Below are 23624 nucleotides of genomic sequence, written 5' to 3'. Positions count from 1 at the left end.
GATTGGCAAGATGTTTTGGGGAATTACCGGTTGACAATAAACCGGTGCGTCCAGTACATTGTCATCCCTACATATCTTGTGAATAACGGCGCATGTGCCGTATTCTGTGCTTTTCGCGCAAAGTAGCAAAGGCATCCGGGCTCTGGTTGATCGTTACGTTCGAAAGATGGCCCGGATTACAATGGTTGATGGCAACATCTTAATCAAACAATGGAGGTTAAGGGAATGGCGAAACACAAAACTCCTCTGTTGGATCAGCTGGAAAGCGGCCCGTGGCCCAGCTTCGTATCCGACATCAAACAGGAGGCCGCATCTCGCGCTAAGAACGAAAAGGGCGTTCAATACCAGGTGGCCGTAGACTGCCCGGAAGATCTGCTCGGCGTTCTCGAGATGTCCTACACGGACGGTGAGACCCACTGGAAGCACGGCGGCATCGTCGGCGTTTTCGGGTATGGCGGCGGCGTTATCGGCCGTTACTGTGACCAGCCCCAGATGTTCCCGGGCGTGGCTCACTTCCACACCGTGCGCGTGGCCCAGCCCATGGGCATGTGGTACAGCACCGAGTTCCTGCGCGGCATCATGGACATCTGGGACCTGCGCGGTTCCGGTCTGACCAACATGCACGGCGCCACCGGCGACATCGTGCTGCTCGGCACGTCCACCCCGCAGTTGGAAGAGATCTTCTGGGAACTGACCCACAACATGAACGTCGACCTCGGCGGTTCCGGCTCCAACCTGCGTACCCCCGCCTCCTGCATGGGCATGTCCCGCTGCCAGTACGCATGCTACGACGCCCAGGAGCTGTGCTACAACCTGACCCAGGAATACCAGGACGAGCTGCACCGCCCGGCCTTCCCCTACAAGTTCAAGTTCAAGTTTGACGGCTGCCCCAATGGCTGCGTGGCCGCCATCGCCCGTTCCGACCTCGGTTTCCTCGGCACCTTCAAGGGTCCCATCAAGATCAATCAGGAAGCCGTTGCCGCCTACGTCGGTGGTGAGATCGCCCCCAACGCCGGCGCCCACGCCGGTCGCGACTGGGGCAAGTTCGACATCCAGAAGGAAGTCGTGGACCTGTGCCCGTCCAAGTGCATCAGCTACGAGGGCGGCAAGCTGGTCATGGACCATAAGGAATGCGTCCGTTGCATGCACTGCATCAACACCATGCCTCAGGCCCTCAGGATCGGTGACGAGCGCGGCGTGTCCATCTTCTGCGGCGCCAAGGCCCCGATCCTTGACGGTCCCCAGATGGGCTCCCTGCTGGTGCCCTTCATCGAGGTCAACAAGGACGACGACTACCAGGCGATCAAGGACGTTGTTGAAAGCGTCTGGGACTGGTGGATGGAAGAAGGCAAGAACCGTGAGCGCATCGGTGAGACCATGAAGCGCCTCGGCTTCGCCGCCTTGGCTGATGCCGCTGGCATCGCGGCCGATCCCCGCCACGTTCAGGAGCCCCGTCACAACCCCTACATCTTCTGGAAGGCTGAAGATGTCGAAGGTGGCTGGGACCGCGATCTCGCCGAATTCCGTAAACGCCACCAGCGCTAACCATTGGAGGAAAACAAAATGGCTTTCATTTCTTCCGGATACAATCCCGACAAACCGATGGAGAATCGGATTTCCGACATCGGGCCCCGTCACTTCGGTGAATTCCTGCCCCCGGTCATCGCGAAAAACTTCGGCAAGTGGGACTACCACGAGATCCTTGAGCCGGGCGTCCTGTGCCACACCGGTCTTTCCGGCGACAAGGCCTACACCGTCCGTTGCGGTTCCGCCCGCCTGATCTCCGTCACCCACGTGCGTGAAATCTGCGAGATCGCCGACAAGTTCGCCGGCGGCTTCCTGCGCTTCACCACCCGTAACAACATCGAGTTCATCGTCGAGGACAAGAAGGCTGCCCTGGACCTGAAGGCGTTCCTCAACAGCCAGAAGTTCCCCGGCGGTTCCATGAAGTTCCCGGTGGGCGGCACCGGTGCCGGTGTCACCAACATCGTGCACACCCAGGGTTGGGTCCACTGCCACACCCCGGCCACCGATGCTTCCGGTACCGTCAAGGCCACCATGGACGCCGTCTTCGACGACTTCGCCAACATGAAGCTGCCGGCTCCGGTCCGCATCTCCATGGCCTGCTGCCTGAACATGTGCGGCGCGGTGCACTGCTCCGACATCGCCATCCTGGGCATCCACCGCAAACCGCCCCTCATTGACCACGAGTACCTGGACAACCTGTGCGAAATCCCGCTGGCCGTGGCCGCCTGCCCCACCGGCGCGGTGCGTCCGTCCAAGGTCGAGCTCAACGGCAAGACCTACAAGACCGTGGCCATCAAGGAAGAGCGCTGCATGTTCTGCGGCAACTGCTACACCATGTGCCCCTCGCTGCCGCTGTCCGATGGCGAAGGCGACGGCATCGCCCTGATGGTTGGTGGCAAGATCTCCAACCGTGTCACCAAGCCGGCCTTCTCCAAGGTCGTGGTGCCCTACATCCCCAACGAGCCGCCCCGCTGGCCGACCATGACCAAGGTGATCAAGAAGATCCTCGACACCTACGCGGCCGATGCCCACAAGTACGAGCGTCTGGGCGACTGGGCCAACCGTATCGGCTGGGAGCGTTTCTTCGAGAAGTGCGAGCTGGAGTTCTCCGCTCACCTCATCGACGACTTCCGCGATCCCGCCTACTACACCTGGCGTCAGACCACCCAGTTCAAGTGGTAGAATAAGAAATGCCGGGGTACGGCGAGTGTGCCGTGCCCTGGCTTTTTAAACCAAAGGAGTCCGTCATGGCACTCGATCCCGAATCCGCAAAGGCTGAAATCATCAAATTTTGTGAAGAAAAATCCGCAAGCAAGTCGAAGTTCTACTTCAACGACTTCACCAAGCTGTTCCCCGACGAGAAAACCCGTGACGTCAAGAAGCTGCTGACCCAGTTGGTCCAGGAAGAAAAGATGGTGTTCTGGTCCTCCGGTTCCACCACCATGTACGGCCTGACCGGCGCTGGCAAGCAGGCCCATTCCGAGGGCGAAGACTAGACTCCGGCCCACTCCCGTCAACAAGGCCTTGCCCGTCACCTAAGGCGGGCAAGGCTTTTCTTGGTTTAACGTCAGCCGAAACGGCGGCCACGTGCAGCACTTGATACCACGACTCGTCCTGGCCGGGCTTTCCGGCGGAACCGGCAAGACCATCGTCTCGCTGGCCCTGGTTCGCGCTTTCTGCCGCCGTGGGCTTGCGGTGGCTCCTTTCAAGAAGGGGCCTGACTACATCGACGCCCGCTGGCTGGCAATCGCGGCCGGGCGGGACTGTTCCAATCTCGACCCGTTCTTTCATGGTGACGAGGTCCTGCGCTCCCTGTTCTGGCACAGGTCCCAGGGCGCGGACCTTAGTCTGGTGGAGGGCAACCGGGGGTTGTTTGACGGCAAGGATGCCCAAGGCTCCTGCTCCACGGCAGAGCTGGCGCGCAGGCTGGCCGCGCCCGTGGTGCTGACCATCGACTGCACCAAGATGACCAGGACCGTGGCCGCCATCGTCCAGGGGTGCGCCTCCTTCGAGCCGGGGCTCGACCTCGCCGGGGTCATCCTCAACCGGACGGCTGGCGAGCGTCACAGGGCGGTGCTGCGGCGCAGCATAGAGGAATACACTGATATTCCGGTGCTGGGCATGCTCCCCAAGATCGCCGAAAACCCCATTCCCGAACGGCACATGGGACTGCTTTCGGACCAGGAGTACGGCACCGGCGCGCAGGACGGGCAGACCGCTCTGGACGCCCTGGCCGACACGGCCGAACAGTGGCTCGATCTCGACGCCATTCTCGGCGTGGCCCGCAGGGCACCCCGGATGGACCCGGCCACCACGCCCCTCTTCGACGGTTCGCCAAGGGCGAAGGCGGCGCGCATCGGCTATGTCCACGACGAGGCCCTGTGGTTTTATTATCCCGAAAACCTTGAAGCTCTGGCTCATGCCGGGGCCGAGTTGGTGCGCCTGAGCATTCTCTCCGGCGAGCCATGGCCAGAAATAGACGGACTCTATCTGGGGGGCGGGTTTCCCGAGATGTTCGCGCAGCGCATCGCGGTCAACCGGCCAGTGCTTGAGCGCATCCGTTCCCTGTCCCGGGCAGGCATGCCCATCTACGCCGAGTGCGGCGGGTTCATGCTCCTGTGCGACGAGCTGGAGTGCCGGGGCGCGGACGGCAGCGTGGGCCGACACGCCATGGCCGGGGTGTTTCCGGCGGCCACGACCCTGTGCGAAAGACCACAGGGGCTGGGGTACACCGAAGCCGTGGTGGAGGATGCATCGCCATTCTTCCAACCAGGGGAAACGGTCCTTGGACACGAATTTCACTACTCCCTGTGTCTGACGGGCAGGGGGGCAAGCCTGTCGGCCACCATGCGCATGCGTCGGGGGAGCGGCATCGGGGACGGGCGCGACGGCCTGCTTTATGAAAACACGTTTGCAGGGTATACCCATATCCATGCCCTGGCCGTGCCCGACTGGGCACCGCGCTTCGTGGCCGCGGCAGTCCGGTGGCGAGGCTCCTCCGGCACAGGGCCTACCGGCCAGAATTGAAACACGAGGTGATCGTGCAGCGTCTTGTGAGATTGTATCGAAACGGCATGGACCATGTGGGCCCAGCGCCTTCCTGGTCTGACCATTGGCGTCTCATCGGCGTATACGGCATCGCCATTTTCGTGGTGGGCCTGCTCTTTCGCATCAGCTTCGCCGGGCGCTGGGATCACCCGGAGCTGTGGGTGGCGGGGGAGCGCATCCTGGCCACCCACGACGCCTATTACTGGCTGGCCAAGGCCAAGGGACTCGGACAACTGGCCGGCTACCCGCTGGCCGAACTCGCCGCCTGGGTTCACGGGCTTGCGGGCATCGGCCTTGGCGACATCGGGTTCTGGACGCCCGCCGTGCTCGGATCGCTGGTGGGGGTGGTCTGTTTCCTGTGGGGCTGGCTGCTCGGCGGCGTCAACGCAGGGGTTCTGGCCGGGCTTATCGGTGGCCTGACCCCCGGGTTCTTCTATCGTACGCGCCTCGGGTATTTCGACACAGACCTGTTCACCCTGCTCATGCCCATGCTGGTGGCCTGGATGCTGGCGTTCTGGGCGGGCAGGCTGATGCGTCCCGGCTGGTTTTTGGGTGGTGCTGACGAGCCTGAGTCCGTTGACGCCGCCCGAATCCTCTGGCTGGCGCTGGGCTTCGGGCTGGCCAGCCGCTTTGCCGTCATCTGGCATGAAGACATCCAGCACATGGTCATTCTCTATTATTTCATGACCATCGCGGTGCTGATGATCAACTGCCGCCCCGGATTGCGCGCCCTGGCCCTGCAAGGGCTGGTGATCTTCGCCATCGCATCGTTCCCGGGCGGTGCCTTCGGAAGGCTCCAGCTTTGGCCGTTCTCAAGCCTTCTCATCTCCGTGCCCGCAGTGCCGTATTACTGGGCCATTACCCTGTTTTCCACGGCCGTGGCCGCGGGGTTCGTGTTTTTCTGGAAGCCCACGGCGCAGGGGGCGCAGCGCAGGCGCGATGCTCTGTGGGTCGCAGCCATCGTCCTGATTGCCGTGATCCTGTCCACCAAGATGATCAATGCCTCGGTGGGGAACACCGTGCTCAAGCTGCTGTCCTACGTGAGCGGGGCGGCCGGAGTCGTCGAGTCCGGAGGCGGGGCAGCGATCATGGGGCCGGTGTATCCCTCGGTGTTGCAGAGCATCATCGAGGTCCGGCTTGAGCCCTTGTCAGAGATACTTGAGCGCGGGGTCTTCTTCTCCTGGCTTGGCTGGCTGGCGCTGCCCGCCTCGCTGGTGGTGGTGGCGCTGCGGCCTGCGGCCGTCTTTCTGCTGCCGCTCATTGGTTTGCAGTTGGCCAGCGTCAAGCTCGGCATCCGGTTCTCCATGTTCGGCGGGGCGGCCCTGTGCGTCATGCTCGGCGTGTGCCTGTACTGGCTGGCAACCATTGCCACGCAACGGTCGCGCCATGGAAAATGGATAGACCTCGGGGTGCAGGCCGTGCTCGGCGCGGCCATGCTCGTCTACTGCCAGGTGCAGTATTCGACACTGCCCCTCACGCCAGTGCTCAGCCGCGCACACGCCGAAGCCCTGGTCGAGCTGGGCCGCAAGAGCGAGCCCGAGGCCATGGTCTGGACCTGGTGGGACTGGGGCTATGCGACACAATATTACGCCTTGCTGGGGACCGTGGCCGACGGCGGCAAGCACGCCGGGCGCGACCTCTTTCCCTTGGGCTTTGCCATGGCCAGCCAGTCGCCCGAGCGGGCCAGCCGGATGATGCGCTTCGCGGCTCAATACCCGGCCATTCCCGTTCCCTACGGGCTGGATACGGCCACGGTCTGGGACGCCATCCCCCGGGACCGGCTGGGTGCCGCCCTTGAGGAGCAGCTGGGCCAAGAGGAATATCCCCCGGTGCCCCCGCAGTATTTCGTGGTCTCCTGGAACGACCTGACCCTGGCCAAGTGGATCACCCATTTTGGCAACTGGAACCTTGAGACCGGCGTCACCCGCGAGGCCACTGCGAGCAACTTCCAGCCCGGCGAGCTGGGCTTCAACGTCGAGCGCGGAGCAGTCATGGACCGCCAGGGCGGCGGCGGCCTGGTGCGCGACATCACGGTGCTGGATCAGGACGGCATCAACCGCCGGGCATACCCCATGAACGCCCTGTCTCCGCAGTTGCTGCCCAAGGCGCAGCATCTGGTCATCAACATGATCACCAAGCAGAGCGTGATTCTGGACGCAGTCGGCTTTCAGGCCACCATGACCCGGCTCATGACCGGTGACCCTGGCGATCCGGCGATCGCCCCCTATTTCAGGCTTGTCGTTGACGGGCTTCCCTTTGTGCGGATTTACGAAGTGATCCAGTAACCGAAAACGAGAGAGACATGAGCATACCATTCATCGACTTGAAAACCCAGTATCAGCGCGTCGAGTCTTCCGTGCGGGCGGGCATCGACGCGGTGCTTGATCACGGTGCCTACATCATGGGGCCGGAAATCGCGGAGCTTGAGCAGCGGCTGTCGAGTTTCTCGTCCGTGCGCCACGCCGTGGGGTGCGCCTCGGGCACGGACGCCCTGGTCATGGCCCTGATGGCCCTTGAGGTCGGCCCGGGCGACGCGGTGTTCACCACGCCCTTCACCTTCATGGCCACGGCCGAGGCAGTGGCCCTGCTCGGCGCGACCCCGGTGTTCGTGGACATCGACCCTGTGACCTTCAACATCGACCCGGACGACCTGCGGCGCAGGATCGGCGAGATCAAGGACACCCGCAAGGATCTGACCCCCAAGGGCGTCATCACAGTGGACCTCTTCGGCCAGCCCGCAGACTACGACCGCATTGAGCCGCTGGCCCACAACAACGGGCTGTTCCTCATCGTGGACGCGGCCCAGTCCTTTGGCGCCACCTACAAGGGCAAGCCGGTCTGCTCCTTGGGCGACGTGGCCTGCACCTCGTTCTTCCCGGCCAAGCCGCTGGGCTGCTACGGCGACGGCGGCATGGTCTTTGCCCACAACGACGAGATGCGCAAGCTGCTGGTCTCCATCCGCGTCCACGGCATGGGCGATGACAAGTACGAGAATGTGCGCCTTGGCATCAACGGCCGTCTGGATTCCATCCAGGCCGCCGTGCTCCTGGCCAAGTTCGCCATCTTTCCGGACGAGATCGTCAAGCGGCAGCAGGTGGCCGACCGTTACGCGGCGCTGCTCTCCGGCATCGACGGCCTGACCGTGCCCACGGTGGCCCCGGGCAACACCTCGGTCTGGGCCCAGTATTCGGTGCTGGCCCGCGACGCGGCGCACCGGGAAAGGCTCATGGACATGCTCAAGGCCGCAGACATACCCACGGCCATCTACTATCCCAAGCCGCTGCATCTGCAAAAGGCCTTTGCCGGGCTCAAATATGCCAAGGGCGACCTGCCCATCTGCGAGGCCATCGCAGGGCGCATCTTCAGCCTGCCCATGCATCCCTACCTGACCGAGCAGGATCAGCAGGCCGTGGCCGAGGCCCTCAGGGGATAGGCGCATGACCACGGAGCGCGGCACCTTCACCCGGATCGCCAAGCCACTGCTGGCGGGAATCGCCCTGGCCTATCTGGTCACGGGATTCCTGGACCGGCCCGCGCCCGTGCAGTTCCAGCCCCGGGGCAGCAGCATCTCGGCTCAGACCAGAATCGTCGAGCCGCAATTGGAACTGGTGATGCAGAAGAACATCATGAAACTCGGCTCGCCCCTGACCGCCATCCGCGACAGGGGAGCCTTTGAGGAAAACCCCCTGTCCCGGCTCGAAGCCCGGCCCATGCCCGAGGCCAACACCAACGCCAACGCCACCGCCGCTCCGGCACCGTTGCCGGAAGCCGGGCCAGAGCAGACAAACAGCAACCCCGCCGGGCCTTCCGGCGCAAAGGAGTGACCACAATGATCAAAATGGAAACCAGTATGGGCGATATCGTCATCGAGCTTGATTTCGACAAGGCCCCCAAGAGCGCGGCCAATTTCCAGCAATACGCGGCGGACGGGTTCTACGACGGCCTCGTCTTTCACCGCGTCATCAGCGGATTCATGATCCAGGGCGGCGGTATGGATGAGAACATGAAGGAAAAGAAGACCCGTGCCTCCATCGAGAACGAGGCGGACAACGGCCTGAAAAACGACTGCTACACCCTGGCCATGGCCCGGACCATGGACCCGCACTCCGCCTCGTCGCAGTTCTTCATCAATGTCAAGGACAACGCCTTCCTCAACCATTCGTCCAAGACCCCCCAGGGCTGGGGCTACGCCGTGTTCGGCAAGGTCGTCGAGGGCATGGATGTGGTGGACAAGATCAAGGCGGTTCCCACCGGCCGCAAGGGCTTCCACGACGATGTCCCGGTGGAGCCGGTCTTCATCGTCAAGGCCACGGTAGTGGAATAGCACTGCTCGATACCAACTCGGTACCAAGATCAAAAAAAACGGCCCCTTTGGGCCGTTTTTTTGTGGTCGGAGTAGAGCGCTGAGCGGTTCAGTCCAGCTCAAAGGTGTCGCGCCAGTCGCCCTGCTCGCGCCATGGCGGCTGGTCCTGCTTCAGGAAGAGGAAGTCGCCCATGACCAGGCAGTCCATCTCGGTGCGCATGAAGCAGCGGTAGGCGTCCTCGGGCGTGCAGACGATGGGCTCGCCGCGCACGTTGAAGCTGGTGTTGACCACCAGCCCACAGCCCTGGCGGTGCAGGAAGGTGTTCACCAGCTGCCAGTAGCGGGGGTTGGTGTCCGCAGAAATGGTCTGGATGCGGGCCGAGGAGTCCACATGGGTCACGGCCGGGATGTCCGAGCGCAGGACATACAGCCGCTCATACATGGGCATGTCGTTGTACCCGTCCGGCAGGGGGTTGAGTCGATGCTCGGCCACCGGGGCGACGATGAGCATGTAGGGCGAGGGCCGGTCCAACTCGAAGTAGTTGGCGGCCTCCTCGGCCAGAACCGATGGGGCGAACGGCCGGAACCCTTCGCGATATTTGATCTTGAGGTTCAGCTTGCGCTGCATGTCGGGATGGCGCGGGTCGCCGAGGATGCTCCGGTTGCCCAAGGCGCGGGGACCATACTCCATGCGCCCCTGGAACCAGCCTACGCAGTTGCCCTCGGCCAGAAGGTCCGACACCTTTGTGCACAGCGTGTCGAAGTCGTCGAATCGGGTGAAGGGCGCGTCATGCCGCCGCGCTGCGCGGGCGATGCTCACCGGCCCGAACTCGGGACCCAGGTAGCACCCCTGCATGGAGTCCGGCGAGACCGGCGTGCGCTCCTTGTCCTGCCCGATGTGCCACGCGGCAAGGGCCGCGCCCAGGGCTCCGCCCGCGTCGCCCGCGGCTGGCTGGACCCAGACATCGTCAAAGGTTCCGCGCCGGATGAGCTTGCCGTTGGCCACGCAGTTCAGGGCCACGCCGCCCGCCATGACCAGCTTGTGGCAGCCGGTCAGGTCCCGGGCCGTTTCCGCCAGCCGGAAGACGACCTCCTCGGTTACCTGCTGAATGGCCAGGGCCAGGTCCATGTGCTCCTGGTCGATGGCCTCCTCGGGCTGACGGGCCGGGATGCCGAAGAGCTCTTCCCACTTGCCGGAATAGAACATGGTCAGGCCAGTGGCATAGGCGAAATAGTCCATGTTGAGGAGCATGGAGCCGTCGTCGCGCAGGTCGATGAGGTCGCGGCGAATGATCTCTGTCCAGCGGGCGACCCTTTCAGAATCCGGGTTGCCGTAGGGGGCGAGGCCCATCAGCTTGTACTCGCCGGAGTTGACCTTGAACCCGCAAAACGCCGTGAAGGCGGAGTAGAGCAGCCCCAGCGAGTGGGGGAAGTGCAGCTCACGCAGGACGGTGATGGCGTTGCCCGAGCCCTTGCCGATGGTGGTGGTGGCCCATTCGCCGACACCGTCCACGGTCAGTATCGCCGCCTCCTCGAAGGGGGAGGGGAAAAAAGCGCTGGCAGCATGGGAGAGGTGGTGCTCGGGAAAGAGCAGCTTCGGGCTCCCCTGGCCGAGCTTGCGGAACTCCTCCTTGAGCATGTGTCGCATGAAGAGCTTTTCCTTGACCCAGACAGGCATGGAGGCCAGGAAACTCGCCAGCCCCCGTGGGGCAAAGCCGTTGTAGGTCTCAAGGAGTCGCTCGAACTTGATGTAGGGCTTGTCGTAGAAGGCCACGGCCGTAAGGTCGCCAAAGGCCACGCCTGCCTCGTCAAGCACGAAACGCGCCGCATTGGTCGGGAACGCCGAGTCGTGCTTGCGGCGGGTGAATCGCTCCTCCTGGGCCGCGGCCACGATCTCGCCATCGACCAGCAGGGCCGCTGCCGAGTCGTGGTAGAAGGCGGATATTCCAAGTATGGCCTCGGACAAGGGGCCTCCTAGAAGACGGTATAGATGAAGGGTGCGATGGCGGACCCGCTCGTCAGCACGATGAGGGCGCCAAACAGCAGGAGCACAAGGATGATCGGCAGCAGCCAGAATTTCTTGCGCTCACGGAGAAATCCCCAGAGATCCTTGAGAAAGTCCACGGTCAGCTCCTAGAAGGGATGTTGAATGTCCTTGGCGGTGAAGCGGTGGTCGCGGGCGACAAAGACGCTTTCGGTGCCGTTTTTCCACTGCCCAAGTTGCATCGGGTCGTGGCCGAGCAGCCTGCGCAGCAGGGCCAGGGGGGTGACGAGCCCGAGAAAGATGACGGTGAGGATGACCTTGGACATCATCGTGCCGAGCAGGGCGGAAAAGCCGAACCACACTCGGGCCGGGAGCCGGTAAAGCCCCGGAAAGGTCATGTTCACCAGAAGCGCCCCAGTGGCGGCCCAGAACCACGTGCCGGTCCCGGTCAGCAGTCCGCCGATGAGACAGATGAGGGTGAGGGCCATGCCCGTGTCAATGGCCTGGCGTCTGCCGGGGGTCTTGCCCGCGCCGCCGTGCTTTCCGGTGTCCGACATGGATGTGTCTCCTGAATAATGACTGGGCCTTCATGCCTCATTCAAGGCGAAAAGACAAGGGGTGCCCCGGAGCGTGTCAATCCCGATTTTGCCGGTTTTCGACCGGTTTGTCCATGAAGTGTGGGCTTGCCGGGTCTCTTGGAAACAAGTGTCTCCCAGCCGGTCAGGGGGCTCGCGGCGCGATGCCGTCACGCAGGATCTCCCGGGCGCAGGCTGCGTGGCCGTGTCCGCTCCAGTGTCCGTCTCTGGGGTACTCGAAGGGGATTCCGTCCCGGATGAAGTCCTGGCGGAAGACGGGGTGAAGGTCGATGGTGCGAAAGCCGCCCGCCTGGGCCGAGGCGAGGAGATGGTCGCGCATCCAGGAAAAATAGCCGTCACTCGGGGTCTCGGCCGCATAGACGTCCGGGCGGACCGCGTCCACGATCAGGCAGATGTCCTTGGGGTCAAGGCCGGCCGCCTGCGGGAGCATGGCCAGGAAGGCGTCGGTGGCCCGGATGGAGTCGTCCACGCGCTGCGCGTCCGTGCTGGCGTCGGTGTTGCCCTGTAGCCGTGCTGCCTGGGGTGGGGCGAACAGGTCAGAGAGGGCGTGGGTGATCTGGACGTTGGTCATGAGGTACATGAACAGCCGCGAGTGCCGGGCGATTCTCAGCGCCAGCGAGGGCGAGTAGTCCCTGCGGACAAGGCGCAGCGAATCCCCGTCTTCATCGAAATAATGGAGCCCCGGCAAGGATTTGTACTTGAGCAGGCTTTCGTCAAAGTCGTTGCCGACAACGATGATGTACAGGCGCTCCGGGGCGAACTCGTCGCGCACGAATCGGGCCATGGCCAGATACTGGCTCAAGGGGGCTCCGGATACGCCGAAGCTGTAGACCAGCCATGATCCTTCCAGTTCCCGGGCCAGTCGGCCGTGTACGGTCTGCCCATAGGGAACCATGGCGGCTTCGACATAGCTGTCGCCGATGAAGGCGATGAGGGGCTGGCCTGCCTGCGGATCGTAATCCTGGTCGTTGAGGAATCCGTAGTTGTTGGCGTGGACCGTGTTGACCATGGAAAAGTCCGCGAAGCGGGACCACGTGGAGGTCCTGTCAGGCGCGAAGTGCATGACCGGAGAGGATTCGTTGACGGGCTGCGCCCACAGGCCTTCGTTGACCGGCAGGAAGCGCAGCGCCACCTCGACCAGCAGCAGGGTGAAAAGGACCGAGCCGAAAACGGTCAGCGCGTTTTTGCCAATGTTTCCCATCAACGGAGTCTCTCCCTGTGCGGTGCAGGCCGACCCGGACGGCTCGGCATCTGTTCCGGCCTACCCGCCCAGGTACGCCTTTTTGACCTCGGGGTTTTCCATCAGGGAGGCGCAGGGGCCGTGGGCCACGATTTCGCCGGTGTCGATGACGTAGCCGCGGTGGGCGAACTTGAGGGCGAGGTTGGCGTTCTGCTCGATGAGCAGGATGGTCATGCCCTCCTCGTTGAGCTCCTTGAGGGTGCGGAACATGTCGTACATCAAAAGCGGGGCCAGGCCCATGGAGGGCTCGTCGAGCATGATGAAGCGGCAGCCGGACATGAGGGCGCGGCCCACGGCCAGCATCTGCTGCTCGCCGCCGGACAGGGACTCAGAGCGCTGCTTGCGCCGCTCGTTGAGGCGCGGGAAGAGTTGGTAGACGCGCTTGTAGTCGCGGTTCAGCTCGTTCACGCCGTCCTTGCGGGCATAGGTGGCGAGCTTGAGGTTCTCCTCCACGGTCAGGTTGCCGAAGATGTGGCGGCCTTCGGGCACCAGGGCGAGGTGGAGGTCGGCCACGATCCGGTCCGGGGCCATGCCCAAGATGGACTGGCCCCGAAAGCGGATGTCGCCGCCGGTGATCTTGGGTGCCTCGGGCGGCGGCAGCTGGGCCACGGCCATGAGGGTGGTGGACTTGCCCGCGCCGTTGGCCCCGATGAGGGTGACGATCTCGCCCTCGCCCACGGTGAAGGAGATGCCGTGCAGGGCCTCGATGTTGCCGTACTTGACGTGGAGGTTTTCGACTTCGAGAAGGGGGGTGTTCATATGGTGTCGTCTCCAAGATAGGCCTTGATGACGGCCGGGTTGCTCTGGATGTCCTCAGCCGTGCCTTCGGCGATGGTGGCCCCGAAGTCGATGACCTTGATCCACTGGCACAGGCTGGTGACGACCTTCATCTGGTGCTCGATCATCAGGATGGTGATGTCAAAGGAGTCGTGAATCCAGCGGATCAGCTTGATCAAGCCCTCGACATCGGACGAGTTGAGCCCGGCGGCCGGTTCGTCCAGCAGCAGCAGCTTGGGCTGGATGGACATGGCGCGGGCGATCTCCACCCGGCGTTGCAGACCGTAGGGCAGGTTCTTCGGGAACTCGCGCGCGTACTCGGTCAGGCTCATGGCGTCGAGAAGCTCCTCGGCGATCTTGAGGATGCGCTGCTCGCACTCGCGGTATTTCCTGCCGCGAATGACCGAGTCCCAGACCGAGTACCCCATGCGGTAGTGCTGGGCGATGCGGATGTTGTCGAGCACGGTCATGTCGTGCCACAGGCGGATGTTCTGGAAGGTGCGGGCCACGCCAAGGGATGTAACCTGATGCGGCTTGAGCCCGGCGGTGGGGGTGCCGTCAAGGGTGATGGTGCCCTCGGTGGGCTGGTAGAAGCCCGAGACAAGGTTGAAGATGGTGGTCTTGCCGGCTCCGTTGGGGCCGATCAGCCCCATCAGCTCGCCGCCCTTCATCTCGATGTTGAATTCGGACACGGCCTGCAGGCCGCCGAAACGCTGGGTCAGACCGTCTATTTTGAGCAAGGACATGACGGCTCCCTACTTGAACGTGTAGTATTTTTTGAGTTTCGGGAACACGTCCGACAACTCCTTGTTGCCCATGATGCCCTCGGGCCTGAACTGCATGATCAGGACCAGGAGCAGAGGGATGAAGACCCACTTGATGACGCCCGCCGAGGGGTCCCAGTCCGGGAAGAAAAGGGTCACCGGGGAGAGCATGGCGTCCACCAGGGCCTGGGAGCGCAGCACCTCGAGCAGGCCGGTGAAGACGATGGCGGAAATGACCGCGCCCGAGAGGGAGCCCATGCCGCCGAGGTAGACCATGACCATGGCCTCGGTGGATTTGAGGATGTTGAAGGACTGCGGATTGACATAGCCGACGATGTGGGCGAACAGGCCGCCCGCGCACCCGGCCAGCCCGGCGGAGATCATGAAATTGACCAGTTTGATCTTGTTGGTGTTCACCGACATGATCTCGGCCGCCACCTCGTCCTGGCAGACGGCGTTGACGCCCTTGCCGTAGGTGGAGGTGATGAAGCGGCGGATCGTCCAGACGCAGAAGACCGTGAAGGTGATGACCCAGAAAAGCATCCAGGGGAAGCTGATGGTGTCGTTCATGGCCCAGACCGTGTCCTTCATGCCCTGGAAGCCCCGGGAGCCGCCGATGAAGTCCATGTTCTCGATGGCGGAGATGACCATGTAGTTCACCGCGATGGTGATGATGGCCAGGTAGTCGTCGCGGGTCTTGAAGGCGGGAACCGCCACCAGGACGCTGGTCAGCGATGCGGCCACGCCGCCTAGCAGGATGATGGCCGGGAAGACGATCATGGCCATGGATTCCGGGAACATGGGGGGGCCGAAGTTCTTGCCGAAGAAGAGGACGGACAGGACGGACGAGGTGTATGCGCCCATGCACATGAAGGCGGCGTGGCCGCAGGTGAACTCGCCCATGTTGCCGTTCACCAGATTGAGGCTGGTGGACATCATGATGTTGATGCCCACGAACATGAGGACCGCCTGGATGTAGTTGTCGATGATCCGGAAATGGGCCAGCGCCAGGAGCATGACGGCCAGGGCCGCCATGAGCACGTTGAGAGAGTATTTCTGCATTTGCGGCGTCTCCCAACTATATCTTGGTGGACTGCGGCATGCCGAACAGTCCGGTTGGCTTTATCCAGAGGATGAGGAGCAGGATGCTGAAGGCGAAGAGGTCGCGATAGGTGGACGGGAAGACCGTGACCACGCCGACCTCGATGAAGCCGAGCAGGAAGCCGCCGTAGAAGGCCCCCCGGATGTCGCCGATGCCGCCGACCACTGCGGCGATGAACGCCTTCCAGCCGATGATCATGCCCATGAAGGGTTCGAGGATCGGGTAGGACATGGCGAACAGCAGGCCCGCCAGTCCGGCGAATCCGGACCCGAGGATGAAGGTGAAGACGATGATGGAATCAATGGGGATGCCCATCAGCGGGATGGCGAACTTGTCGTAGGAAATGCCGCGCATGGCCATGCCGATCTTGGTCTTGGTGACGATGAAGTTCAGGAAGATGAAGACCACTACGGCTGCGACGATGACGATGACCTTGAGGTTGGTCATGGTCACGTCGCCGACGGACCAGATGGATTTTTCGATCAGGTCCGGAAATTTCAGGCGGCTGGCGCCGAGCACCGCGAGGTTGCCGTATTCGAGGATCAATCCGCACATCAGCGCGGTGATCACCACATACAGGCGGTGGGCGCCCTTTCTGCGCAGGGGGCGGTAGGCGATGCGCTCCAGGGTGACGCCGACGCAGGCCGTCAGCGCCATGGTCAGCGGCACGGCAATGACAAAGGTCATGAACGGCGAAAGGCCGAACGAGGGGCCGAGCATCGTCGTGGCGAGGAAAAAGGCGATGTAAGCCCCGACCATGAAGATGTCCCCGTGGGCGAAGTTGATGAGGCGCAACACGCCGTACACCAGGGTGTACCCAAGGGCGATGAGCGCGTAGAAACTCCCCCACTGCAAGGCGTTGAGTATGTTTTGAATGATGAAGTCCACGGCTGTATTTCCTTAGAGAAGTCGGATGCTTGAGCCGATTCCGGCCAGGGGGACGGTGGCCCGTTGGGTCGCGAAAGAGCGGGGGCCGCAAGGCCCCCGCCCGGTGTGGTCATGCCTGCGTCAGTCTACGGGCAGACGGACTCTTCGAAGACGAATTCGCCATCGTCGCTGATCTTGACGACCACGGCGCACTTGATGGGATCGCCCTGGGCGTCGAACTTGGAGGCACCGGTGATGCCGTCAAAGGACTTGATGGCGGCCAGTCCGTCGCGGATGGCTGTGCGCATCTCGACCGGGTCGGAGTAGACCTGCCCCGCGTTCTTGATGGCCTCGACCAGCATGCCGATGGAGTCCCAGGTCAGGGCGGCGTAGTCGGCCGGAGTGGCACCGTAGAGCTCGGTGTAGCGGTCGATGAAGACCTTGGTCGCGCCCTGGGCACCAGCGGCGGCGTAATGGGTGGAGAAGTAGTTGCCGTAGCACTGCTCGCCGCACAGCTTGACAAGGTCCGGGGTTCCCCAGGCGTCGGAGCCCATGAAGGGACCCTTGTAGCCGAGGTCACGCGCCTGATTCACGATCAGGGCGACCTGGTTGTAGTTGTTGGGCACGAAGAGGAAGTCCGGGTTGGTGGACACGATCTTTGTCAGCTGGGCCGAGAAATCCTGGTCCTTGGTGCCGTGGGACTCGAAGGCCACGACCGGGCCGAGGCCCTTGGCTTCCCAGGAGGTCTTGAAGATTTCGGCCAGACCCTTGGAGTAGTCGTTGGACACATCAAAGAGCACGGCTGCCGTCTTGGCGTTGAACTTCTTGGCAGCGAAGTCGGCCACCACCGGACCCTGGAACGGGTCGAGGAAGGCGGCGCGGAAGACCCAGGGGCGGTCAAGGGTGGTGCTGGGGTTGGTGGACCAGGGCGAGATCATGGGCACGCGGTTGTCGTTGCAGGTGCCGCCCGCGGGCACGGCCTGCTTGGAGGAGTTGGGGCCGATGATGGCCACGACCTTCTCCTGGTCGATGAGCTTCAGCGCCACGTTGGTGGCGGATTCGGCCTTGGACTCGTTGTCCATGTACACGAATTCGAGGGGATACTTGGTTCCGCCCACATCCAGGCCGCCCGCGTCGTTGATGTCCTTGAGGTACATCTCGGCCGCGTTCTTGGAGCCTTCTCCCACCTCGGGAATGTCGCCGGTCAGGGGCAGGTTGAAACCGATCTTGATGGTCTGGACCTTGTCCTCGCCGCATCCGGCAAGAAGGAAGGCACTGCACACGAGCATCAGGCCAAGCAGGCCTGCACCTTTAAAAAAAGCTTTCATCATTTCCTCCTCTCATATGGATTACGATGGTCAGCAACGCAAACAATGCTGTTCTATACACCAAAAGAATCATGTGTAAAAGGGGTTTTGCGTAAAACAATTTTGAAAAAACCGCAGCATCCTTGAACAAACTTCGCGTATCTAGAGATTTTGCAAGGGAAAAGTCGGCGGAAATTATTTTTCAACGAAGAAAGATTTTCATAAATGTCAAGCGCGTCATGCGTGAGGAAAGTGTGGGGATGTATTCCCTGCGGTAAATGCTACAGTGCCATGGGACGCGGCGTACGGTCCCGGGCGGAAACGCGACCGGCCCGGTGCGCGAACTGGCGGCGTACCGGGCCGGAATCATTGCGAAAGGAATGGTGGGCTACTCGGCCTGGGCTGGCGGCTGTTTGTCCTTCCGCGCCGCGCGTCTGGCCTCTTCCTCCTCGCGCAGGGCGCGGCGCAGGACCTTGCCCACCATGGTCTTGGGCAGGGAGTCGCGAAACTCCACCTGGCGCGGCACCTTGTAGCTGGCGAGCTTTTCGCGGCAATAGGCCATGACCTCGTTGCGGGTCAGGGTTTCGCCGGGTTGCAAGACCACATAGGCCTTGACGATCTCGCCCCGGGCGTCGTGGGGGATGCCCACGCTCACGGCCTCCATGATCTTGGGGTGGGTGTGCAGCACCTCGTCGATCTCCCGGGGGTAGATGTTGTAGCCGCCGGAGATGATGAGGTCCTTTTTGCGGTCCACGATGTAGAAGTAGCCTTCCTCGTCCATGTAGGCGATGTCGCCGGTGTAGAGCCAGCCGTTTCTGAGCACGTCGGCCGTGGCGTCGGGCCGGTTGTAGTAGCCCTGCATCACCTGGGGGCCGCGGATGACCAGCTCGCCGCGCTTGCCCGGAGGCAGGGGCTCGCCGCCCACGTCCATGTCCACGATCTTGGCGTCGGTGTCCGGGAAGGGCAGGCCGATGGACCCGGGCTTGCGCACGCCCTTGATGGGGTTGAAATGGGTCACGGGCGATGCCTCGGTCAGGCCGTAGCCCTCGGCGATGGCCGTGCCGGCGCGCTCCTTGAACTGCTCCATGTGCTCCACCGGCATGGGGGCGGACCCGGACACGCAACAGTCGATGCTTGAGAGATCGTACTTGGCGATGTCCTTTTGCTGGAGCAGCGAGACATAGAGCGAAGGCGCGCCGGGAAACACCGTGGGCTTGAGCTTGTGGATGCCCTTGAGCACGTCCAGCGGCACATAGCGCGGAAAGGGAGCCAGGGTGGCGCCCATGCTGGTGGGCCAGGCCAGGCAGGTGGTGAAGCCGTAGATGTGGAAATAGGGGAGCACGCCGAGGAAGGTCTCCTGCCGCTGCCCCAGGGTGTGCATCATGGACTGGCATTGCTGGATGTTGGCCCCGATGTTGGCATGGGTCAGGACGCACCCCTTGGCCACGCCCGTGGTGCCGCCGGTGTACTGGAGCAGGGCTGTGTCGCCGGCGTCCACCCGCTCGTCGGTGTAGGTCTTGCGCCCGCGTGTCAGGGTCTTGAAGGAGATGACGTTTGTGTCGTCGTAGGGCACCCGGGGCGCTGTGCCGTTCTTTTTCGCCTGGAGCGCGTAGAGCATGTTCAGTGGGAATTTCAGCCCCTCGCCGATGGTGGTGACGAAGAACTTGCGCACCGGGATGGCGTGGCGCAGCTTGTCGAGCTTGGGCCAGAGCAGGTCCAGGGTGATGCAGGTGCGCACGTCCGCATCGTTGAACTGATGGATGATCTCGGTCTCCATGTACAGCGGGTTGGTCATGGTCACGATGGCCCCGCTGCGCAGCGTGCCCCATACGGCGACAATGGTCTGGGGCAGGTTGGGCAGCATGATGGCCACGCGGTCGCCCTTGCGCACCCCGGCCTCTCGCAGGTTGGCTGCAAATATTTCGGACATGGTCTTGAGCTTGGCGTAGGTGGTCGTCCAGTTCTTGAAGACAACGGCCTTGCGGCCGGGCCACTTGTGGGCGGCCCTGTCCAGGAACTTGAAGAGCGGAAGTTTTTCGTAGTCCAGGGTCGGGGAGACCTCGGGGTCGTAGAATTTGAGCCAGGGGCGGTCCAGATGCTCCATGTGGCGTCCTTTGGGGATGGATTTTGCCCGATAGGGCCCGGTGACAGTATAATAGCCGACCTTTTCGGTCAATACGGCATGTTTGAAACAAGGCCCGGCGTGTCGTTGTCTTGACGATGGCAACAGGGGCGGCAGGGAGATTTCGGAGAGGGTCGCCGCCGCGAGGGCACGGCTTGTCGTGGTAAAATCATTGCATTACAGTGTCTTGACAAAAATTCTTTCAGGAGAATATCTCTGCGTGTCGGCATTGGCAGCACTTTTGCAAAGGCGAAGTGCGGCAGGGATGGAGGAAATGATTGCCACCTGCTTATTAAAGTAATGGACGAAACCGACCGATTATTCGTTGTGTCAACGATAGGTGGTGCAGGCGGGGGCGGCCCCCGCGGGGTCCATTGAGGATGACTGACCGGCAAACCATTGCCGGACGCCAAGTTGACAGGTTTCCGGTGCCGGAATAGAGTGTTATGCTGGGCGTCGGGAATGGCTGCTGACCACAATGAATCATTGACCAAGCGAACGACCGAGAAAAGCAATGTCAGACCACGTCGCAACCGCCAGCATGGGCATGCTGATCACCGATGGCCACTACCTGAGGCCCAGCAAGAGCACACGGGTGCTCGCCATTCTTGATGCCCTCACCCGCGACTCGGGTCTCTCCCAGTTTGAGCTTGGCAGAAAGCTCAACCTCTCCGGGGCCATGGTCAATCAATATCTCAAGCAGCTCCAGTCGGGCGGGCTGGTGGAGTTCCTGCCGGTCAACGGCAAGAGCTACCGTTACGCCCTGACCGATCAGGGGCGCCAGTCCAGGCGCAGGATGTTTTCCGACTACTCGTCCGAGACCGTGCGTCTGTACACGACCATCAAGGATTTCGTCCTGGCCCAGCTTGGCGGGTTGCAGGACCGGGGCAAGAAGCGGCTGGCGCTCTTTGGCGCGGCCGAGACATGCGAGGTGGTCCTGTCCGCCCTCAGGGACAGCGATTTTCAGGTTGTCGTGCTGCTCGACAACGATTCCAGGAAACAGGGGCAGATCTTCAACGGATATGTGGTTTCCGCGCCACATGTCCTTGAGCAGATCGATTGTGATGCCGTGGTCATCACCTCGTTCGGCAAACAGGCCGAGATATACGAGCAGATCAAGCCACTCTCCGAAAAGCGCGGATTCCAAATCGTGAGATTCTGATTATGAAACAGATCCAGTCCGTCACGCTTCGTTCCGGCGTCACCATCGGCCATGGCCACCCGTGCTTCGTGGTGGCCGAGATAGGCAACAACCACCAGGGCGACTTCCTGATGGCCCGGCGGATGATCGACGAGGCCGCCGCCGCAGGCGTCCACGGGGTCAAGTTTCAAAAGCGGGACATGGAGGCGCTGCTCACCCGCGAGGGTCGGGCCGCGCCCTACACCGGGTGCAACAGCTTCGGCCCCACCTATGGCGAGCATCGCAACGCCCTTGAGTTGTCCATCGACCAGATGGCCCGGCTCAAGGAATACAGCGAGTCGCTGGGGCTGGTCTTCTTCGCCTCGGCCTGGGACGACCCGAGCCTGCGCCAGATTCTCGGCCTGAATGTGGATCTGCTCAAGATCTGCTCGGCCGATCTGGTCAACGTGCCTCTGGTGCGCAAGTACGCGGCCACGGGCATTCCCATCATCCTGTCCACGGGCATGAGCGCCCTTGAGGACATCGACGTGGCCCTGGCCGAGATCCGCGCCTACCACGACGATGTGGTCCTGCTGCACTGCAATTCCACCTACCCCTGCCCGGACGAGAAGATCGGCCTGCCGGTCATGGAAGGGCTGCGCGAGCGCTACGGTCTGCCGGTGGGCTACTCGGGCCACGAGCAGGGCATCGGCCCCAGCGTGGCCGCCGTGGCCCTGGGCGCGTGCGTGGTCGAGCGCCACTTCACCCTGGACAAGACCCTCAAGGGCACGGACCACCAGGCATCCCTGGAGCCGGACGAGCTGGCCCGCATGGTGACCATGATCCGCGAGGTGGAAAAGGCCATGCGCGTCAAGGGCAAGAAGGTCTTCCCCGAGGAGCAGGCCGCGGCCAAGAAGCTGCGCAAGTGCATCGTCTTCTCGCGCGATCTGCCCGCCGGACATGTGCTCGCCGAGGCGGACCTGACCACCCGCAGCCCGCGCGTGGGCGTCTCCCCCGTCCACTGGGACGAAGTGCTGGGCGCGACCCTCAACCGCTCGGTCAAGCACGAGGAGCCGGTGCAGTGGGACACCCTGAACCTTCATGTCGAGGAGTGCGTGGGCGCTGCCTCCAGCTAGCCCGGCCCCGGAACCACAAGCCATGTTTTCCCCTCGCGCGGACTCCCGCGCGAGGGGTTTTTTGCGCCCTGATCGTGTTTGTGTCGTGGCCGTGCGAAAAATCATTCATTTCGGGAAACAGGGGTGGTATGCCAAGAAACAATGCGCGAACCCCGCTGGGAGGATTGATGAGTCAACAGGACATTCTGCTGGAAACCGGCACCAACGAACTTGAGATCATAGAGTTTTTCGTCCACGAAAAGACCCCGGACGGGCCCAGGACGCATTATTTCGGGGTCAATGTGGCCAAGGTGCTGGAGGTGGTGGAGGCCCCCGAGGGGCTGGATGGCTCAGAGGCTGCGTCCCACCCGAGCTTTCTGGGAACCATCCCCCTGCGCGATCTCATCCTGCCGGTCATCGACCTGAGCGTGTGGTTGAGCATGGTGCGGGACAAGTCCCTCAACGAGCCCATCATTGTCACCGAGTTCAACGCCATGATCACCGGGTTCCTCGTCTCGGGCGTGACCCAGATCCACCGGGTCAACTGGAAGGACGTGGAACCGCCGAGCAAATATGTGGCCAGCATGGACACCAACTGCATCACCGGCACGGTGCAGATCAACGAGCGCTTTGTGCTCATGCTCGACCTGGAGCGGATGCTGGCCGATCTCGACAGCGCGAACCAGCGCCAGTCAGGCGCGGACGCCGTCTATTCCGAGGAGCGCTACCGCGCCCTGGTGGCGGACGATTCCACCTCGGTGCGCGAACTGCTGAAGAGGAATTTTTCGGAGGCGAATTTCGACGTGACCGTGGTCGGCGACGGAGCCGAGGCGTGGGACCGGCTGCTGGCCGTCAAGGCCCGCGCCGAGGAGGAGGGCTCAAGCCCGCTCGATCATCTGGACGTGGTGGTCTCGGACATCGAGATGCCGCGCATGGACGGCTACACCCTGACCCGCAGGATCAAGGAGGACCCGGTCCTTCGGGCGCTTCCCGTGGCGCTTTTCTCGTCCCTCATCTCCAAGGGGGTGGAGCACAAGGGCAAGGCGGTCAAGGCCGACCTGCAAGTGACCAAGCCCGAGTTCCACGGCCTGACCCGAAAGGTCATCGACCTGATCAAAGGCTGGAAGACCGGGGTCGGGGCCTGATTTCATCCCACCCCCACCGCGGGTCCGGCAGCCCACGGGTCTCCCGCCCTGCGGCGGGCACTCCGGCCAGGACCGGGAGCGCCCGGACACCCCGACCGCGAACCCATCATCTAGACGGTGGCCTCTCCCAGCGCCTCGCGCAGGGTGCTGATGCCGCAGGAGTGGCGCATGATCACGGGCACGTTAGTCCCGCGCAGAGCGGCCAGCACGTCCTTGCGGGCCTTGTGCGACACCTTGTTGGTGAAGAGCACCACGAAATCCACCTTGCCCAGCGACCCGGAGATGGAGCGTTCCTTGCCGGTGTAGCACTTGAGCTTCACGCCACTCTTCTCCGCCTCGGTCATGTATTCCCGCTTGAGCCTGTCCATTCCGCCGATCAATGCCGCGCACATGCCGGTCTCCAGGGTTGAAATTGAAAATCGTTTTCAATCAATACGGCGGAGCGTGGAGATTGTCAACCAGGGAAGTGGGGAAAAGTGAAAATGTCACGGGAGGAGAGATGTGCGAGGGGTGGCACATTCTCCAGAGTCAAACTTTCTTATTCCTAAGTTTCTGCAATTTAGGGACAAGCCATCGGTTTACGCATGTGGTGCAGTTGCACAGACTG

At 62.6% G+C, this 23624-nt stretch carries 22 protein-coding genes; 11 read left to right on the top strand and 11 right to left on the bottom strand.

Going from position 1 to position 23624, the window contains the following annotated elements:
- Positions 1-225 precede the first annotated feature (225 nt).
- The 8 genes from dsrA to QQS14_RS04070 all read left to right on the top strand — a co-directional run bounded on the left by dsrA (position 226) and on the right by QQS14_RS04070 (position 8899).
- Positions 226-1545 (top strand): dissimilatory-type sulfite reductase subunit alpha, encoded by a 1320-nt coding sequence (gene dsrA, locus QQS14_RS04105; RefSeq protein ID WP_285905634.1) that lies wholly within the window; start codon positions 226-228, stop codon positions 1543-1545.
- 18 nt (positions 1546-1563) lie between these two features.
- Positions 1564-2709: a dissimilatory-type sulfite reductase subunit beta gene (dsrB, locus tag QQS14_RS04100; RefSeq protein ID WP_285905633.1), complete on the top strand. Its 1146-nt coding sequence runs from the start codon at positions 1564-1566 to the stop codon at positions 2707-2709.
- Positions 2710-2774: 65 nt separating this feature from the next.
- Positions 2775-3023 (top strand): dissimilatory sulfite reductase D family protein, encoded by a 249-nt coding sequence (locus QQS14_RS04095; RefSeq protein WP_285905632.1) that lies wholly within the window; start codon positions 2775-2777, stop codon positions 3021-3023.
- 91 nt (positions 3024-3114) lie between these two features.
- Positions 3115-4554 (top strand): cobyrinic acid a,c-diamide synthase CobB, encoded by a 1440-nt coding sequence (locus QQS14_RS04090; RefSeq protein ID WP_285905631.1) that lies wholly within the window; start codon positions 3115-3117, stop codon positions 4552-4554.
- A gap of 14 nt (positions 4555-4568) precedes the next feature.
- Positions 4569-6860 (top strand): STT3 domain-containing protein, encoded by a 2292-nt coding sequence (locus QQS14_RS04085; RefSeq protein ID WP_285905630.1) that lies wholly within the window; start codon positions 4569-4571, stop codon positions 6858-6860.
- 17 nt (positions 6861-6877) lie between these two features.
- Positions 6878-8008 carry a DegT/DnrJ/EryC1/StrS family aminotransferase gene (locus QQS14_RS04080; protein ID WP_285905629.1) on the top strand — a complete coding sequence of 377 codons (1131 nt, stop codon included), beginning with the start codon at positions 6878-6880 and terminating at the stop codon, positions 8006-8008.
- 4 nt (positions 8009-8012) lie between these two features.
- Entirely contained in the window at positions 8013-8399 is a 387-nt protein-coding gene (locus tag QQS14_RS04075) for a hypothetical protein (protein WP_285905628.1), read from the top strand.
- A 5-nt stretch (positions 8400-8404) separates the two neighbouring features.
- Complete coding sequence (locus QQS14_RS04070) at positions 8405-8899, top strand: peptidylprolyl isomerase (RefSeq protein ID WP_285905627.1); 495 nt, start codon at positions 8405-8407, stop codon at positions 8897-8899.
- An 88-nt stretch (positions 8900-8987) separates the two neighbouring features.
- On the opposite strand, the gene QQS14_RS04065 is transcribed toward QQS14_RS04070, so the two are convergent.
- The 10 genes from QQS14_RS04065 to QQS14_RS04020 all read right to left on the bottom strand — a co-directional run bounded on the left by QQS14_RS04065 (position 8988) and on the right by QQS14_RS04020 (position 19619).
- Positions 8988-10844: a carbamoyltransferase family protein gene (locus QQS14_RS04065; RefSeq protein ID WP_285905626.1), complete on the bottom strand. Its 1857-nt coding sequence runs from the start codon at positions 10842-10844 to the stop codon at positions 8988-8990.
- An 8-nt stretch (positions 10845-10852) separates the two neighbouring features.
- Positions 10853-11002 (bottom strand): DUF5989 family protein, encoded by a 150-nt coding sequence (locus QQS14_RS04060; protein WP_196772848.1) that lies wholly within the window; start codon positions 11000-11002, stop codon positions 10853-10855.
- A gap of 9 nt (positions 11003-11011) precedes the next feature.
- On the bottom strand, positions 11012-11419 hold the full coding sequence (locus QQS14_RS04055; protein ID WP_285905625.1) for an SxtJ family membrane protein: 408 nt from the start codon (positions 11417-11419) through the stop codon (positions 11012-11014).
- A 163-nt stretch (positions 11420-11582) separates the two neighbouring features.
- Complete coding sequence (locus tag QQS14_RS04050) at positions 11583-12659, bottom strand: SGNH/GDSL hydrolase family protein (RefSeq protein WP_285905624.1); 1077 nt, start codon at positions 12657-12659, stop codon at positions 11583-11585.
- A gap of 60 nt (positions 12660-12719) precedes the next feature.
- The gene (locus QQS14_RS04045; protein WP_285905623.1) at positions 12720-13457 is read right to left on the bottom strand and encodes an ABC transporter ATP-binding protein; all 738 of its coding nucleotides are present in this window, start codon (positions 13455-13457) and stop codon (positions 12720-12722) included.
- Positions 13454-14221, bottom strand: a complete 768-nt coding sequence (locus tag QQS14_RS04040; RefSeq protein ID WP_285905622.1) for an ABC transporter ATP-binding protein — start codon at positions 14219-14221, stop codon at positions 13454-13456. The genes QQS14_RS04045 and QQS14_RS04040 overlap by 4 nt, the downstream gene beginning before the upstream one ends.
- Positions 14222-14230: 9 nt before the next feature.
- Positions 14231-15301, bottom strand: a complete 1071-nt coding sequence (locus QQS14_RS04035; protein ID WP_285905621.1) for a branched-chain amino acid ABC transporter permease — start codon at positions 15299-15301, stop codon at positions 14231-14233.
- Between the two features lie 16 nt (positions 15302-15317).
- Positions 15318-16229: a branched-chain amino acid ABC transporter permease gene (locus tag QQS14_RS04030; protein WP_285905620.1), complete on the bottom strand. Its 912-nt coding sequence runs from the start codon at positions 16227-16229 to the stop codon at positions 15318-15320.
- Positions 16230-16354: 125 nt separating this feature from the next.
- A complete protein-coding gene (locus tag QQS14_RS04025; protein WP_425607911.1) occupies positions 16355-17536 on the bottom strand; it encodes an ABC transporter substrate-binding protein in 1182 nt (393 codons plus the stop codon).
- 367 nt (positions 17537-17903) lie between these two features.
- Positions 17904-19619 carry a long-chain-fatty-acid--CoA ligase gene (locus QQS14_RS04020; RefSeq protein WP_285905619.1) on the bottom strand — a complete coding sequence of 572 codons (1716 nt, stop codon included), beginning with the start codon at positions 19617-19619 and terminating at the stop codon, positions 17904-17906.
- Positions 19620-20151: 532 nt separating this feature from the next.
- On the opposite strand from QQS14_RS04020, the gene QQS14_RS04015 reads away from it, so the two are divergent.
- The 3 genes from QQS14_RS04015 (at position 20152) to QQS14_RS04005 (ending at position 23017) form a co-directional block, all read left to right on the top strand.
- Positions 20152-20799 carry a winged helix-turn-helix domain-containing protein gene (locus tag QQS14_RS04015; protein WP_285905618.1) on the top strand — a complete coding sequence of 216 codons (648 nt, stop codon included), beginning with the start codon at positions 20152-20154 and terminating at the stop codon, positions 20797-20799.
- A 2-nt stretch (positions 20800-20801) separates the two neighbouring features.
- Positions 20802-21893 carry an N-acetylneuraminate synthase family protein gene (locus QQS14_RS04010; protein ID WP_285905617.1) on the top strand — a complete coding sequence of 364 codons (1092 nt, stop codon included), beginning with the start codon at positions 20802-20804 and terminating at the stop codon, positions 21891-21893.
- A 167-nt stretch (positions 21894-22060) separates the two neighbouring features.
- On the top strand, positions 22061-23017 hold the full coding sequence (locus QQS14_RS04005; RefSeq protein ID WP_285905615.1) for a chemotaxis protein: 957 nt from the start codon (positions 22061-22063) through the stop codon (positions 23015-23017).
- A gap of 110 nt (positions 23018-23127) precedes the next feature.
- Here the strand turns inward: QQS14_RS04005 and QQS14_RS04000 are convergent, their stop codons facing one another.
- Entirely contained in the window at positions 23128-23409 is a 282-nt protein-coding gene (locus QQS14_RS04000; RefSeq protein ID WP_285905614.1) for a DUF2325 domain-containing protein, read from the bottom strand.
- Positions 23410-23624: the final 215 nt, after the last annotated feature.

This window comes from Pseudodesulfovibrio pelocollis (genome assembly GCF_030282845.1).
Lineage (GTDB): Bacteria > Desulfobacterota > Desulfovibrionia > Desulfovibrionales > Desulfovibrionaceae > Pseudodesulfovibrio > Pseudodesulfovibrio pelocollis.
This window is presented reverse-complemented; position numbering and strand designations above follow the sequence as displayed.

Bases quoted from the DNA above. Each gene is read 5' to 3' on its own strand.
- QQS14_RS04025 (WP_425607911.1), bottom strand. From the start codon at position 17,536: ATGAAAGCTTTTTTTAAAGGTGCAGGCCTGCTTGGCCTGATGCTCGTG.
- QQS14_RS04045 (WP_285905623.1), bottom strand. From the start codon at position 13,457: ATGAACACCCCCCTTCTCGAAGTCGAAAACCTCCACGTCAAGTACGGC.
- dsrA (WP_285905634.1), top strand. From the start codon at position 226: ATGGCGAAACACAAAACTCCTCTGTTGGATCAGCTGGAAAGCGGCCCG.
- QQS14_RS04095 (WP_285905632.1), top strand. From the start codon at position 2,775: ATGGCACTCGATCCCGAATCCGCAAAGGCTGAAATCATCAAATTTTGT.
- QQS14_RS04080 (WP_285905629.1), top strand. From the start codon at position 6,878: ATGAGCATACCATTCATCGACTTGAAAACCCAGTATCAGCGCGTCGAG.
- QQS14_RS04035 (WP_285905621.1), bottom strand. From the start codon at position 15,301: ATGCAGAAATACTCTCTCAACGTGCTCATGGCGGCCCTGGCCGTCATG.
- QQS14_RS04070 (WP_285905627.1), top strand. From the start codon at position 8,405: ATGATCAAAATGGAAACCAGTATGGGCGATATCGTCATCGAGCTTGAT.
- QQS14_RS04055 (WP_285905625.1), bottom strand. From the start codon at position 11,419: ATGTCGGACACCGGAAAGCACGGCGGCGCGGGCAAGACCCCCGGCAGA.
- dsrB (WP_285905633.1), top strand. From the start codon at position 1,564: ATGGCTTTCATTTCTTCCGGATACAATCCCGACAAACCGATGGAGAAT.
- QQS14_RS04020 (WP_285905619.1), bottom strand. From the start codon at position 19,619: ATGGAGCATCTGGACCGCCCCTGGCTCAAATTCTACGACCCCGAGGTC.
- QQS14_RS04005 (WP_285905615.1), top strand. From the start codon at position 22,061: ATGAGTCAACAGGACATTCTGCTGGAAACCGGCACCAACGAACTTGAG.
- QQS14_RS04075 (WP_285905628.1), top strand. From the start codon at position 8,013: ATGACCACGGAGCGCGGCACCTTCACCCGGATCGCCAAGCCACTGCTG.
- QQS14_RS04015 (WP_285905618.1), top strand. From the start codon at position 20,152: ATGTCAGACCACGTCGCAACCGCCAGCATGGGCATGCTGATCACCGAT.
- QQS14_RS04050 (WP_285905624.1), bottom strand. From the start codon at position 12,659: ATGGGAAACATTGGCAAAAACGCGCTGACCGTTTTCGGCTCGGTCCTT.
- QQS14_RS04040 (WP_285905622.1), bottom strand. From the start codon at position 14,221: ATGTCCTTGCTCAAAATAGACGGTCTGACCCAGCGTTTCGGCGGCCTG.
- QQS14_RS04010 (WP_285905617.1), top strand. From the start codon at position 20,802: ATGAAACAGATCCAGTCCGTCACGCTTCGTTCCGGCGTCACCATCGGC.
- QQS14_RS04000 (WP_285905614.1), bottom strand. From the start codon at position 23,409: ATGTGCGCGGCATTGATCGGCGGAATGGACAGGCTCAAGCGGGAATAC.